Origin of the sequence: Inquilinus sp. YAF38 (assembly GCF_052113205.1) — a bacterium.
Lineage (GTDB): Bacteria > Pseudomonadota > Alphaproteobacteria > DSM-16000 > Inquilinaceae > Inquilinus.
The window spans coordinates 1-14,680 of sequence record NZ_JBFRCU010000169.1; the positions used below are offsets into that span (position 1 = coordinate 1).

General features: G+C 67.4%; 10 protein-coding genes and 1 pseudogene. 3 read left to right on the plus strand and 8 right to left on the minus strand.

What is annotated here, in order from left to right:
- The 7 genes from AB4Z01_RS35645 to AB4Z01_RS35675 all read right to left on the minus strand — a co-directional run.
- On the minus strand, nucleotides 1-1,547 hold a 1,547-nt coding region (locus AB4Z01_RS35645), incomplete at its 3' end, for a calcium-binding protein (RefSeq protein WP_441701519.1).
- A gap of 133 nt (nucleotides 1,548-1,680) precedes the next feature.
- A complete protein-coding gene (locus AB4Z01_RS35650) occupies nucleotides 1,681-3,987 on the minus strand; it encodes a hypothetical protein (protein ID WP_441701533.1) in 2,307 nt (768 codons plus the stop codon).
- 404 nt (nucleotides 3,988-4,391) lie between these two features.
- A complete protein-coding gene (locus AB4Z01_RS35655) occupies nucleotides 4,392-4,643 on the minus strand; it encodes an integrase core domain-containing protein (RefSeq protein ID WP_441701534.1) in 252 nt (83 codons plus the stop codon).
- On the minus strand, nucleotides 4,559-5,104 hold the full coding sequence (locus tag AB4Z01_RS35660; protein ID WP_441701521.1) for an IS3 family transposase: 546 nt from the start codon (nucleotides 5,102-5,104) through the stop codon (nucleotides 4,559-4,561). The genes AB4Z01_RS35655 and AB4Z01_RS35660 overlap by 85 nt, the downstream gene beginning before the upstream one ends.
- The gene (locus AB4Z01_RS35665) at nucleotides 5,101-5,532 is read right to left on the minus strand and encodes a transposase (RefSeq protein ID WP_441701523.1); all 432 of its coding nucleotides are present in this window, start codon (nucleotides 5,530-5,532) and stop codon (nucleotides 5,101-5,103) included. Before AB4Z01_RS35665 ends, AB4Z01_RS35660 begins: the two co-directional genes overlap by 4 nt.
- 92 nt (nucleotides 5,533-5,624) lie before the next feature.
- Nucleotides 5,625-8,810, minus strand: coding sequence for a cellulase family glycosylhydrolase (locus AB4Z01_RS35670; protein ID WP_441701525.1), 3,186 nt, complete (start codon nucleotides 8,808-8,810; stop codon nucleotides 5,625-5,627).
- Nucleotides 8,807-8,935, minus strand: coding sequence for a hypothetical protein (locus AB4Z01_RS35675; protein WP_441701526.1), 129 nt, complete (start codon nucleotides 8,933-8,935; stop codon nucleotides 8,807-8,809). The genes AB4Z01_RS35670 and AB4Z01_RS35675 overlap by 4 nt, the downstream gene beginning before the upstream one ends.
- A gap of 165 nt (nucleotides 8,936-9,100) precedes the next feature.
- Here AB4Z01_RS35675 and AB4Z01_RS35680 point away from each other — a divergent pair.
- Nucleotides 9,101-9,243, plus strand: a pseudogene (locus tag AB4Z01_RS35680) (IS630 family transposase); the annotation flags it as partial.
- A gap of 375 nt (nucleotides 9,244-9,618) precedes the next feature.
- Nucleotides 9,619-11,658 (plus strand): calcium-binding protein, encoded by a 2,040-nt coding sequence (locus AB4Z01_RS35685; protein WP_441701527.1) that lies wholly within the window; start codon nucleotides 9,619-9,621, stop codon nucleotides 11,656-11,658.
- Nucleotides 11,659-11,881: 223 nt separating this feature from the next.
- On the opposite strand, the gene AB4Z01_RS35690 is transcribed toward AB4Z01_RS35685, so the two are convergent.
- A complete protein-coding gene (locus AB4Z01_RS35690; RefSeq protein ID WP_441701529.1) occupies nucleotides 11,882-13,216 on the minus strand; it encodes a PBSX family phage terminase large subunit in 1,335 nt (444 codons plus the stop codon).
- Between the two features lie 388 nt (nucleotides 13,217-13,604).
- Between AB4Z01_RS35690 and AB4Z01_RS35695 the strand changes: the two genes are divergently transcribed.
- Complete coding sequence (locus AB4Z01_RS35695; RefSeq protein ID WP_441701531.1) at nucleotides 13,605-14,234, plus strand: hypothetical protein; 630 nt, start codon at nucleotides 13,605-13,607, stop codon at nucleotides 14,232-14,234.
- Nucleotides 14,235-14,680: the final 446 nt, after the last annotated feature.

Below are 14,680 nucleotides of genomic sequence, written 5' to 3' on the forward strand. Positions count from 1 at the left end.
CCCTCCAGCGTGTCGGCCCCAGCGGCCCCGCGAAGCACGTCGTCGCCGCCCCAGCCCTGCAGCTTGTTGGCGCCGGCATCGCCGGCGAGGATGTCGTTTTCTAGGCTGCCGGAGAGGTTCTCGATGTTGTCTAGCGTGTCGCCAGCGGCCTCGCCGCCGCCGCCGGCGCCGGCGGCGAGGTCGACCGTAACCCCGCCCCAGGCGTTGTAGTAGCTGGCGGTGTCGGTGCCGAGGCCGCCGTCGAGGCTGTCGGCCCCGCTGCCGCCGCGGAGCACGTCGTTGTCCGCGCCCCCGGTCAGGGTGTCGTCCGCGGCGCCGCCATCGAGCGTGTCGTTGCCGGCATTGCCCTTCATGACGTCGCGCAGGTTATCGCCGGCCAGGGTCTCGTCCACCTCCGTCCCGGTGGTGGTGCGGACCAGCGCATCGATCGAGCTGCGGATCGACGTGCCATCGCCGTCGGTGAAGATGCTTTCGCGCACATTGGCCACAACGCCATCGGTCAAGCTTACGATCTCGGCGTCGTTGGTGCCATTGGCGACCGTATGGTTGGCGCCGATGGCGGCACCACTCGGGTCGAAGGCCTGATAGTAGAGAATGCCCGCAACGGTCCAGCCGACCACGAAGAAGCCGTTGGACAGGACGGTGATCGTCGGGTGGATCTGGTTATACACGGTGTCGGTGTTGACCAGGAGGTGGTCGGTGCGCGCGGAACCGTCGGCATTGTAGACTCGCGCCGTGATCTCGGTGCCGTTTTCGTCGTCCCACTGGTTGTCGGCATAGGCGACGACGAAGCCGCCATCCTGCAGGGCGGCGACCTGGATGTCCTGGTTGATCGAGCCGGTGTCGTCGATCAGGTGATGGGTGTTGGCCGGGTCCCCGGCAACCGTCACGCGAGTGCCCGTAGCATCGTAGAGCTGGAACCAGACGGAATGGTCGCCGCCGGCGACCGCCGACTGCTCCCAGGCCACGACGAAGCCGCCGGAGGTGAGGTCGACGATCGAGGCATGGTCCGTGGCCAGGCCGGTGGCGGAGTCGACGGTGATCAGCGCACCATTCACGGTCCCATCCGCGTGGTACCGCTGGACCCGGATATCGGTGTCGCCGGCGCCGTAGTCGCGCGTGAAGGCCACGGCGAAGCCGTTGGCCCCCACCAGCGTCGTGACGTCGGATTCCCGCTGGGGCAGATCGGAGGCCGTCACATCGAAATCGTCCGCCGGAGCGCCTTGGCCGAGGATGCGGATCCGGACCGTATCGGTGCCCGAGCTGTTGTCGGTGAAGCTGACGACATTGTTGCCGGTGCCCAGCAGCGCCATGCTGGCGTCGAACTGGAGGTCGTCCGTCGTGGTGTTGAGGAAGTCTTCGGTGCCCGGCGTGCCGTCGGCATCGACGTATCGCCCCCGGACAAAGCCGCTGCCGACGCTCCACGCTCCCAGATAACCGCCGTCGGCCGTCGCGGCGATGSCGACATCCCCCTGACTTCCGGCTGTAGCTCCATTCAAGGCGAAGCCCAAAACGTCAGTGGTCCATGCATAGGTGACAGTGGCCATGATTTCCCCCTCTGTTCAGAATTCACGTCGGCAATGCTTGTGACCGGGCTGTGCCGAACGGCTGCGATGCAAGCTCGCGATGGAATGGTTCTCTCTTGCTCGTGACGAGGCGGCCGCCCCCGTCGGGACCGGTTCAGAGCACGAAATCGGCAGCGACGAGAGCGATGCTGCCGGTCAGGATGATGTGGAAGTCGGAGACCTGGTCGCCGTCGACGTCGCCGGCGATCGTGGTCACGCCGTTGACGACGGAGAAGCGCAACTGGCCGGCGGCGCCGCTGTAGAGGTTGGCGCCGATGAAGCTGAAGGCCTGGTTGCCGGCGACGCCGGTGTTGGCGTCGACAAGGTTCACGTCGACTTTGTCGGCCTGGGCATGGCTGAAGTCGGTGATGACGTCGGCATTGGTCCCAACCACGCTGTCGCCGAGGGCGGTGAAGTAATAGCTGTCCGCCCCGGCACCGCCGGTAAGCGTGTCCTTTCCGGCCCCGCCGACGAGGGTGTCGTTGCCGCCCCAGCCCTGCAGCACATTGGCACCGCTGCCACCGGTGAGGACGTCGCCGCCGAGGTTGCTGCCGGTGAGGTTCTCGATGCCGCTCAGCACGTCGCCTGCGGCATCGCCCCCGCTGGCGGTGCCGGCGCCGAGGTTGACCGTGACTCCGACGGCACCGCTGTAATAGCTGGCGGTGTCGATGCCGGTGCCGCCCTCCAGCGTGTCCGCCCCTGCCCCGCCGCGAAGCAAATCGTCGCCGCCCCAGCCCTGCAGCTTGTTGGCGCCGGCATTGCCGGTGAGGRTGTCGCCGCCCAGGTTGCTGCCGGARAGGTTCTCGATSCCGCTCAGCACGTCGCCSGCGGCATCGCCCCCGCTGSCGGTGCCGGCGGCGAGGTCGACCGYGACCCCGGCCGCGCTGACGAAATAGGTGGCGGTATCGATGCCGGCGCCGCCTTCGAGCACATCGGCCCCGGCCCCGCCGCGGAGCACGTCGTTGCCGTTCCAGCCCTGCAGCTTGTTGGCGCCGGCATCACCGGTGAGGTCGTCGTTGCCCTGGTTGCTGCCGGAGAGGTTCTCGATGCCGGCCAGCGAGTCGCCCTGGGCGTCGCCGCCGACGGCGGTGCCGCCGGCGAGATTGATGATGACCCCCAGCAAGCTGGTGTAGTAGCTGGCGATATCGGTTCCGGTGCTGCCGTCGAGTTCGTCGCCCCCCGCGCCGCCGCGAAGCGTATCGTCGCCCGCGCCGCCGAACAGATCGTCATCCGCACCTTCGCCATTGAGGACGTCGCTGCCGCCGGCGCCGTTCATGACGTCGCGCAGGCCGTCGCCGGCCAGGGTCTCGTCCGTCGCGACGCCGATGGTGGTGCGGACCAGCGCATGCACCGTGCTGCGGACCCCGGTGCCGTTGCCATCGCCGTTGAAGCTCTCGCGCACGGACGCCACCGTGCCGTCGGCCAGGGCCGCGGTCTCGCCTTCGATGACATCGATGTGCATGATGGAGTTGCCGCCGATTTCGGTGCCCGACGGATCATAGGCCTGATAGATGAGATCGCCGTCCGGACGGACCCAGCCGATCACGAAATAGCCGTTTGACAGAACGCTGACCGTCGGATGGACCTGGTTGCCCGCGACGTCCTCGTTGACCCGCATGAAGTCGTGGCGCAGCGTTCCGTCGGCATTATAGATCCGCGCCGTGATCTCGGTGCCGTCGCCTTCTTCCCCCCAGCCGTTGTCGATATAGGCGACGACGAAGCCGCCATCCTGCAGGGCGGCGACCTGGATCTCCTGGTTGATCGAGCCGCTGTTGTCGATCAGGTGATGGCTGCCGGCCGTGTCGCCGGCAACGGTCACGCGAATGCCCGTAGCATCGTAGAGCTGGAACCAGACGGAATGGTTGCCGCCGGCGACCGGCGACTGCTCCCAGGCCACGACGAAGCCGCCGGAGGCGATGCCGGTGATCGAGGCATGGTCGGTGGCAAGGCCGGAGGCGCTGTCGACGGTGATCACCCCGCCGATCGTGTCGCCGTCCGCCTCGTAGCGCTGAATGAAGACGTCGGTGTCGCCGCCGCCGTAGTCGCGGGTGTAGGCCACGGCGAAGCCGTCGGAACCCAGAGCCGTGACGTCGGATTCCCGTAAGGGCCTGGTATCGGATGGCACTGTGAAATCGACATCGTTGCCCACGGCATTCTCGCCAAGGATGCGGATCCGGACCGTGTCGGTACCGCTGCTGTCGTCGGTGAAGGTCACGACGTTGTGGCCGTTGCCCAGCAGCGCCATGCTGGCGTCGAACTGGTTGCCCTGCGCCGTGGTGGTGAGCGGGTCTTCGAGGCCCGGCGTGCCGCTGGCAGCGACGTATCGCCCGCGGACAAGGGCGCTGCCGACGCTCCAGGCACCCAGATAGCCCCCGCCGGCGGTCGCGGTGACGGCGAGATCCGACTGATTGCCGGCCGTCACGATATTCAAGGTGAAACTGGGAACATCCGTGACCCATGCATACGAAACCGAAGCCATAACTCCCCCCTGTTCAACTCTCGCGTCGGCAAATGCTTTTGCGTCGAACTGCGCCAGATCACCGCGATCCGGGATCACGGTAGAAATGGCCCCTCTATTGTTCTTGACGGCTTGTTTCTGCTCCTGGCTTCGCCGCATTTTTATCGTGCCAAGAGGTGAATATTGTATTTCGATACTCTGATGGCTGGATCCTTCCAGAGACCCGCGCAAGGCCAAGGGTTCGGCCAACATTGAGCCGTGGAGCGCATCTTATTTTATGTAACTGTGCCAGAATTATGGTTGTGGAACTATTGGACTGCACCCCTGGACTGAGACAGCGGAGTTTAAGTGACAGGGGTCTGTTGGGGTCAGTGGGTGCGAGGGTTGTCGAGGTCAGCTTCGAATTCGGTTGGGGGTTTGTAGCCGAGGGCGGAATGGAGCCTCTGGCGGTTGTAGGTTGTCTCCAGGAAGGTACCGATATTGCGCCTGGCGTGGTCGATTGACGAGTAGGCGTTGGCGTTGACCTCCTCCTTCTTCAGGGTCTTGAAGAAGCTCTCGGCCGGGCCATGTCGAGCGCGGCGAGAGCGAGCTCGGCGCGCAGGTGATCTTCGAGGGCCCAGCCGACGACGCGGCGGGAGAAGGCGTCGAGGATGACGGCGAGATAGACGAAGGCCTCGGCCAGGCGGACATAGGTGATGTCGGCCACCCAGATCTGATCGAGCCCGGTGGGGATGAGCGATCGGATCAGGTTGGGGGCGATGCGGAAGCCGTGATTGCTGTCGGTGGTCCGGGGCACGAAGGCCTTGCTGCGCAGGGCGAGCAGATTGTCCTCGCGCATCAGGCGCAGCACCCGCTTGGCGTTCACCTCGATGCCCAGGCGTCTGAGCGCCGCGGTCACCGGACGGTAGCCGTAATGCTTGTGCGCCAGGGCGATGCGGTGGATGGCGTCGCGCAGATCGGCGTCGGCCCGGGCCGGGGCTTTGTGCTCGAGGAAGCGGTAATAGCCGGCGCGCGACACGCGGCCGAGCTGGCAGAGCTGGTCGACGGCGGCGGCGCCTTGCAGGGTCCGGCTCTCGGTCATGGCTTGGATGACCGCGTAGAGCCGGGCACGGACGGATCGGGTGTCGTGTCCGCGTCCAAGGCCTGCAAGGCACGTTGAAAAAAATCGAGGCCGGCCTGCTGCCGGCCGATGATGCGTTCGAGCTCGCCGATGCGGACCTGCGCCTTGGCCAGGGTTTCGGCTGGATCCGGCGGGGCCGGCTCGGGCGGCGGAGCGAGGGCTGCCGCCAGGCGCCGCTGGCGCAAGCCGGGCTTGGGGCCGCGCTTGTGGCGGAGCCCGGACGCCCCTTCCGCCCGCCAGAGCGCACGCCAGCCATAGAGCACCTTGCGGCTGACGCCGAGGTCGCGGGCGACTGCCGCCAGCGCTTCGCCGGCTTCAAGCCGAACCATCGCCGCCTGCTTCAGCGCGGCGGGGAAACTGCGTGTGGGACTCCTGGGCTTGTCGGGCATTCAGCCTCCGATCGCCCATGTCACCCTAATTCTTCTGTCTCAGTCCAGGGGTGCAGTCCACCACAGTAGTGGTTGGCGGCGCCGGGTCGGGCTCACAGCGCGAAGTCGCCGGCGACCGGGGTGACGTGGCCGGTGAGCACGATGTGGAAATCGGAGGTGCCGTCGCCGTTGATGTCGCCGGCGATGGTTGTCTGTTCGCCGGACTGGGCGAAGCGCAGTTCGCCGGCATGGCCGGTGTAGAGGCCGGTGCCGATGAAGCGGAACGCCTGGTTGCCGGCGAGCGTGGTGTCGGCGTCGATCGCCGAGAGGTCGATCCGGTCGCCCTGGGCATGGCTGAAGTCGGTGATCCGGTCGGCATTGGCGCCCGCCACGCTCTGCGCCGCACTGCCATAGACGAAGCGGTCGGCCCCGGCGCCGCCGGTGAGCGTGTCCTTGCCGCCGGCGCCGGTGAGCACGTCGCTGCCGGCCCAGCCCTGCAGCGTGTTGGCCCCGGCATCTCCCGCCAGGCTGTCATTGCCCTGGCTGCCGGAGAGGGTCTCGATGCCGGTCAGGGTGTCGCCCTGCGCTTCGCCGCCGCTGCCGGTGCCGGCGGCCAGGTTGACCGCGACCCCGGTCGTGCCGGTGTAGTAGCTGGCGGTATCGGTGCCGGCGCCGCCGTCGAGGCGATCGGCCCCCGCCCCGCCGCGGAGCACGTCGCTGCCGGCCCAGCCCTGCAGCGTGTTGGCCCCGGTGTTTCCCGTCAGGCTGTCATTGCCCTGGCTGCCGGAGAGGGTCTCGATCGCGACGAGGGTGTCGCCCTGCGCCTCGCCGCCGCTGCCGGTGCCGGTGGCCAGGTTGACCGTGACCCCGGTCGTGCCGGTGTAGTAGCTGGCGGTGTCGGTGCCGGTGCCGCCGTCGAGGCGATCGGCCCCCGCCCCGCCACGGAGCACGTCGCTGCCGGCCCAGCCCTGCAGCGTGTTGGCCCCAGCATTTCCCGCCAGGATGTCATTGCCCTGGCTGCCGGAGAGGGTCTCGATCCCGGCCAGGGTGTCGCCCTGCGCCGCGCCGCCGCTGCCTTTGCCGGTGGCCAGGTCGACCGTGACACCGATCGTGCCGGTGTAGTAGCTGGCGAGGTCGATGCCGGCCCCGCCGGCCAGCGCATCCGCACCCGGGCCGCCGATGAGCGTATCGTTCCCGTCACCACCGTTTAAGCGGTCGTTGCCGTCGCCACCGTCCAACCGATCGTTGCCGGCCGCGCCGTCGAGCGTGTCGTTGCCGCCATTGCCGGACATGGTGTCGGCGCCGCTGCCGCCGGTGAGCTGGTCGTCGCCGACACCGCCGATCAGGCCGTCGTCATTGATGATGGTCCCCGTGGCGGTGCCGGATCCGATCACCGCGCCATGAGCATCCGTGAGCACCACCTGGAAGTGCTCGCTGCCCTCGTGCAGGAGGTCCGCGGTGATTGGCACCTGGACGACCTTGCTCTTCTCGCCGACGGCAAAGGTCAGCGTGCCGCTCACGGCGGTGAAGTCGGATGCGGTCGCCTCGCCCGCCACGGTGTGGTAGCCGACGGTCACGGCCGCGGTCGCGGGCGCCGACAGCGTGACCACGAAGGACATGACGTTGTGGTCGCCTTCGTCCCACTGGAACTGGATCGGCTCGATATAGTCGAGCTTCGCCTGGTTCGGCGTCTGCCAGTCGTCGCCCAGGATGCCGCCGGTGTCGCCCGAATCGGGGTTCCACGACCAGAAGGACCAGCCCGGTGCCTTCTGGCCGGGTGCCAGGTCGATGGTTCCGTTGTTGTCGAAGTCGCCGCGGAGATAGGCGATGATCGCCTCCAGCCACGGCGTGTCCTTGGGATCCGTCAGGCTGGTGCCGAACTCGCCGACATAGACGGGCGCGATGCCCTCCTTGAAGATGTAGCCCCACATCTGGTCGAACTTGGCCGGCAGGTTCGCCGGGAAGTCCGGACCCTGGAACCAGGGTTGGGGATAGACCGAGTTGGGATAGTCGTGCGCCGAATAGACCAGCCTGTGGTCGAGGTCGAGCTCGACCGGCCGGTCGCGCACGCCCATCAGGTTGCCGCCCCACCAATAGGGCTCGTCCTGGTAGGTGCCGAGGCCCTCGACGAAGATCAGCCAGTTGGGATTGATCTCGCCGATGGCATTGCCGGCACGCTCGGCCGCGGCCGCCCAGTCGGTGGCGCCTCCGCCGCCCCAGACGGCGTTATAGGGTTCGTTGTGCAGATCGGCGCCGATCACGGTCGGGTCGTCGGCATAGCGGGCCGCCAGCATCTGCCAGTCGTCGATCCAGCTCGCCTCGCTGTGCTGGCCGTCATACCAGAGGCCGTTGGGCGAGGCGCCGTCGCCGGCTCCGCTGCGGTGATGGTCGAGGATGATCTTGAGGCCGACCTGACCGGCATAGTCGACGATCTTGTCCAGGATCTGCAGCGGCGTCAGGCCCTTCAGGTCCGGGTTCTGGTCGTAGTCGATGTTGAGGGACGTCGCCGCCGAATGCAGCATGTCGCTGCAATAGGGCAGGCGGATGGTGTTGAAGCCGAGATCCACCATCTGGTCCATCATGTCCTGCAAGCCGCGCGCGAAGAGACCGTGCGGCACCAGCAATCCGGTCTCGAAGCCGAACCAGTTGACGCCGGCAATCTGCACGGACTGACCGGCGGCATCGACGATCTGGTTGCCCGAGGTGCTGAACCAGCCGTCCGAACCGCCGGCGGCGCCTGGATTGCCTTCGACCACCGCGGCGTCGGAGATCCTGACGGTCGGCAGCACGATCTGGGCGGCATCGTCCGGGCCGACGGTGCCGGTCGCCGAGCCGTCGGCGATGGTGGCGGCCTTCGGCGAGGACAGGGTGAGGCTCAGGGTCTCGTCGGCTTCGATGGCCCTGTCCTCCGCGACCTGGACATAAATCGTCTTCGAGGTCTCGCCGGCAGCGGAGGTCAGGGTGCCGGAGAGCGGCGTGTGGTCGCCGCCGCCCTCGGTCGCCGTGCCGTCGGCGGGGACATAGGCGATGGCGACGGGGCCGCTCTCTGCCTGGGACCGGGTGGCGGTGAAGGCGAGGTCCTGCAGCCCGTCATGACCTTCCAAGACCGTCGCATCGCCGACCGGCAGCGTCGGCCGGACGGGGCTTCCGTCCTCGTCGCTGGCGGCGATGCCGTTGATCGCGAAGCCGTTGATCGCGAAGCCGGGGGCCGCGGTGCCGCCGCTGCCGGACGTCTGGAAGCCGAACGAGACGTCGTGGCCGGCGCCGGCCTGGCCGTTCCAGGAGGTGTCGCCGATCACGGGGCGGCGCCCCTGAAGCCGGTGCCCTGGTCATTGGTGACGTCGCAGGCGAGGTCGACGCTGCCGGCGTCGGGAAGGGGGGCTGCAGCGAGGACGACACCTTTGGTGGTCATCGGCACAGTCATTGGTTCCTCCTGTCCCGCCCGGCTTCGCCCGCCGCCAGCCGGTCTTCCGGACCTGGCGAGAAATGGCACCGAAATCTGCAGGCCGCTGCAAAGCGGTGGTTACGGCAACAGAAATGATAATATTTTTGCGAAATCTGAAACAGTTACATTCGATGGATCGGCTGAGGCGTGTTCCGATCTCTCGTCGATCTCCAGGCCGCCATCAACCGCTTCGTCGCCGAGCACAACCAGCGCCGAAACCCTTCCTCTGGCGCGCCGATCCGGACACCGCCGTCAGAAACCGTGGGTTCCAGACGTCGGAGTCAATCCACTGGCCCCGCATTGGCACAGCTCTCCGAATAGCAGGCAGCATGCATGCTGTTTGCCGGCCGCCACGGAGATCAACGAGGTGGCCGGATCGTGCCCAACGAACGTCTATCCCATAGGTCTTCGGTCGGTTCCGTATGGCCAGGCTCGCCGGCTCCTCCTCCCTCGACCGAAGCATATATATGGCATTTAGGATGTGTTTAGTCTTCTTTCTCGCTACCCCAGGCGGCCGGCCTGCGATCTTTGAATAACATTCTACACTCTAAATGGCAGGTGGATTACTTCCCGCAATATGAGGCCTCATAGCCAAACAATTCTGTTCCGCAGGCCGTCATACCTATCGAGGCAGAAAGACGTTAGCACGTGCGCGTCGTCTTTTGCCTTTTCATCAAAGCGTCGGCCTTCTTTTTTTACATGAGGAAACGATGGCACTCTTCCCGACGACAAACGACGACTTTCTTACTGGCTCAACCGGATCCGATCACATCGACGGATTGGCCGGCGACGACCAGATCTCCGGTCTCGACGGAAATGACACCCTGATCGGTGGCGACGGCGACGACTTTCTGATCGGTGGCGGCGGTGACGATACCCTGTACGGCGGGAATGGTCGCGACAACTTCGATGGAGGTGATGGGAATGATACGATCTCTGGTGGTATCGAGGTCGATTCACTCAACGGTGGCAACGGCGACGACCGCCTCGACGGCGGGAACGGCGACGACCGGGTGGACGGCGACGATGGCAATGACCTGCTTTATGGCGGATGGGGCTGGGACACGCTGAACGGCGGCGAAGGCGACGACCGGATCGAGGGCGGCGCCGAAGCCGACGCGCTGAGCGGCGACAACGGCAACGACGTCCTTTACGGTGACGACGGTGACGATTACCTCTGGGGCCGCGATGGTCGCGACGCCCTGTTCGGCGGGACCGGCAGCGATCATCTCAGCGGTGGCGCCGACGCCGACGAAATGCAGGGCGGCGCCGGCGCCGACCACCTCTTCGGTGAGTCGGGTGATGATCTCGTCGATGGCGGCGACGACAACGACGAAGTCGATGGCGGCGACGGCAACGACACGCTCGAGGGTGGCGCCGGCATCGATTGCCTCGCCGGCGGAACGGGCGACGACCTCGTCAGCGGCGGCACCGGAAATGACAATCTGAACGGTGGCGACGGCAATGACTGGCTCGCTGGTGGCGCCGGGGCCGACGTGATCTGTGGTGGAATTGGCATCGACACCGCGAGCTATGACGCCTCGGCGGACGGGGTCACGGTCGACCTGAGGTCTGGCGCCGGCACGAGGGGCGATGCCCAGGGCGACAAGCTCGCCTCGGTCGAGAACCTCGTCGGTTCGAAGGGCTGGGATATCCTGATCGGCGACGGGAACGCCAACACCATGGATGGCGGCGCCGGCAACGATACGGTCAATGGCGCGGCGGGCGACGACACGATCACCGGCGGCGACGGCAATGATCAGATCAATGGCGGGGCCGGGGCCGACAAGCTCGACGGCGGCGCCGGCATCGATATCGCGGACTACAATGGCAGCGGATCCGGGGTCACGGTCAACCTGGCGACCAATGTCAACACCGGCGGCTATGCCGAGGGCGACACGCTGAGCGGCTTCGAAACCGTGCATGGCAGCGCCTTCGGCGACAGCCTGACCGGCGATGGCGCGAGCAACACGCTGCGGGGCTTCAATGGGGACGATGTGCTCGATGGCGGCGCCGGCTGGGATACCCTCGAGGGCGGCAATGGCGCCGATCGGCTGATCGGCGGAGCCGGCGGCGACATCCTGCGTGGCGGCGCCGGCCCCGACGACCTCACCGGCGGTGACGGCACCGACACCGCCAGCTACTTCGACAGCCTCGTGGGCGTGACGATCAACCTTGAGACCGGGGTCAACACCGGCGGGACGGCCGAGGGCGACAAGATCGCCAACGACATCGAAGCGATCAATGGCAGCACGCATGATGACGTCATGGTCGGCAATGCCCTGACCAACGAGCTCGTCGGATTTGGCGGGGACGACGCGCTCAGCGGCGGCGGCGGCAACGACGTGCTTCGGGGAAGCCAGGGCGCCGACACGCTGAATGGGGGCAGCGGACGGGACTACTTCAGCTACACAGCCGTCTCCGACAGCACGGCCTCGGCCGCAGACACGATCCAGGACTTCCAGAGTGGCTTCGATCTGATCTCCCTGAGGGTGATCGATGCTGACGGCAACTGGGGGAACGGCGACACGGCTTTCAGCTTCATCGGCACCAATGCCTTCACCGGGCCCGGGCAGGTTCGCTATCAGATCGACGGCAGCACGACGACGGTCTCGGCCGATGTGAACGGCGACGGCACTGCCGACATGGTCATTCATCTCGATGGTGCGATGACCCTGCAGGCCTCGGACTTCGTTCTGTAAACCTTGCCGGCCCGGGCGTTTCGCACGCCCGGGCCGCAATCTTCGCGGCGCCGATGCGAGGAAATTCGGTGACACTGCACTATTTTGCGGCTGCTCATCCTCTTGGAGTGGACCCCTTTGGTGAGACCTGGAATTAGGGCGGCATGGGCGATCGGAGGCTGAATGCCCGACAGCACTTCCGCCCCCATTTTCCGCCCTCGCTGAAGCGGCCCGCCGACACCCCTCACCCCACCCACTTCATCGAGCTGTCATACCCGTCCCGCCGCAGCCCCTCGACGGCGTAGCGCAGGGCGTCGATGGCGTGGTTCTCACGGTCCTCAAGCTCGGCCAGGATCACGCCGGTCTTCGGATGGGTGCGGTAGCTGTACAGCGCCAGCTCGTCGATCAGGTGCCGGCAGCGCGGATGCACCACGATGTCGTGCGCCTTCAGGAACTCGACCCCGTCCTTGACCGATCCGGCACCCTTGGTCGATCCGGTGATGCTGTCGAAGCCGTTGCGCTGCATGTAGCTGATGGTCTCCGGCCGGGCGCTGTCGGCGATGATCTGGCCGAGCCGCGACCCCGGCACGGTGTCGAACAGCGCCGGCGTGCGGTCGATCTCGCAGCCGACCTGATAGGCCTCGTGGTCGACGAACAGCGTCCGCCCGACCACGAAGCAGCGCACCAGCACCGTCGGGTCGCGGGCGAAGCCCCAGTCGGCGCCGAACAGGAAGCAGGCGTCGGCCGGGGTCTCGAACGCCTCCACCTTCCAGTTCTCGAACACCCGCGCCTGGCTGAAGGTCTGGTAGCCGCCGAGCCAGACATGCTGGTGCTTGTCGGCGTCGCGCCCCCGGTCCCACTCCATCTCCACCCGCAGCACCTCCGGGAAATGCGGGTTGTCGGAGTATTTCACCGGCGCCAGCAGGGAGCCGGGCGGCGGCGCCCCGGCGCGGAACAGGGCGTCCACCGGGTCGTCCGCCCGGGTCGGGTTCCACGAGAACCACAGCTCCGACCCCGGCTTGCGGATGGTCGGGCGTAGCAGGTCCAGGCTGCGGATCGACAGGGCTTGCGCTTCTTCCACCCAGGCGATGTCGTAGCCCTCGAGCGATTTGATGCTCTCCGCGGTGTGGTTCTGCATGCCCTGGAAAATGATCCGGCCGCCGCCGGGCGTCAGGATGCGGTCGGCCTGTACCCGGAAGTGGCGGCCGACGCCCAGCGCCTGGATCTTGTCCTCGATCAGCCGCTTGACCGACTGGTCGAGCGAGCGCTGCACCTCGCGGATGCACACCGCCCGCAGCGGCGCCGCCTCGATGCAGCGCCGCACCAGCAGCTCGGCGAAGACATGCGACTTGCCGGASCCGCGGCCGCCGAACGCGGCCTTGTAGCGCGAYSGCTCCAGCAGCGRCKCGAAGGCGGGCGGCAGGYCGGGCGGGGGCAGGGCGGCCGGTGCATCGTCTCCGTCCTGCCCGCGGCCGCCGCGGAACTSCCGATACGCCCGGTCCAGCCGCAGCCGGTCGGCACGGCCGCTGACGGCGCCGGGACGCAGCCGGGCTTCGGCCGCGCCGSTCAGCCGGCGCATCGGCCTCGCTCCGGGCTCTCGCCGCCGCCCGGCYGCCGCCTCCAGGCACTGGATCAGGATCCTGTCCRGCATGGCCCGCCGCCTGGCGGTGCCGCGACGGCAGCGGGCGGAAYCGCCGCGCCGCCGCACGGCGAAGCCGGTCCAGACCGGCTTGCGTCTGACCTYGCGCATCTCGTCCTCGCATGAAAAAGCCCGCCGCGGCGGGGCCGGGCGGGCGCAACTCTTCGACTGTGCCTGAATGATGCGGTTCGATGCGGCATCATGTCAAGAACAAAGATAGAACATCGCCTGGGCGCGCACGCCGTCGCGGCCCGGCGGGCATCCGGCCGGAGCCAGTAAACACATTGTGCAATTGTATTAATCGGCGGCTGCGTTCATGCTATGTTCCATGAACAAGGCGCAGACCGATTCGGCCCCCGAGGCCCCGGCCGCTCCGCAGGAGGAGCGGGCGGCGGATCTGTGCGTGGTGGCGGAGCTGGTCGAGATCCAGATGTCGATCGCCCGGGCGACGCAGCGGGAGGCGCTGCAGGCGCCGCAGCCCGGCGTCGATTACTGCCAGCGGATCGCCACCGTCTCACGCGCCGTGCGGCTGACCCTGCTGCTCAAGGACAAGCTGTCGCGTCAGGCCGCCGAGCGGCGCAAGGCCGCGGCGCAGCGCGAGGCGGCGCAGGAGGACTGGCACGCGCTTCGGGTCAGGCTGGCGATGATGGCCGCCGCCTCTGAGGTGTCCAAGGACGAGGAGGAGGCCGACCGCCGCGCCGACGAGGTCTGCGAGCGGCTGGAGCGGCCGGAGGTGGCGGAGCTGGTGGAAGCCAGCCGGGCCGAGGTCGCGGTGGCGGCCTTGTGCCGGCGCTGGGGCTATCCGGTGCAGGTGAAGCAGTGGCTGGAGATGGCCGACGAGGCTTTGGAGGAGCTTGGCTTCCTGCCGTCAGAGGACGGCGAGGACGACCCTGAGGATGCGCCCGAGCCCCGCTCGGCTGCCAACAACCGCAGGCCCAAGCCGCCGGACACGGGCTGACCGCGTAGGTTGGGTTCGCGTCTTCGCGAACCCAACATGTCGCCGCCGTCGCGGCCCCCGATCCTGTTGGGTTCGCTGCCGCGAACCCAACCTACGACACCGATTTGCGCAGCCTCCCCCAACCCCCTCCCCTTGCGGGAGGGGGTTGGGGGAGGGGTCTGCGCGCGTCCGCGCGTGAATGCGCAGAGGGCGGGTCTCGGCCTCGTGGCCCAAGCGTCAGAGTTCAGGCCGGCCTCGACGGCGAAACCCCCTCCCCCTGCCCCCTCCCGCGAGGGGCAGGGGAATCGCATTTGAATGAAGGAGGGGGTTGCGGGAGGAAGAGAGATCGATTCTGTAGAGGCTTTCTCTTGCGGAGGAGGCCCGATGTCGTCGCTGATCACAATCCTGCGCGAGGTTCGCGATCCGCGCGACCCGAACGCCCGGCACGATCTGGCGGAGCTGTTGTT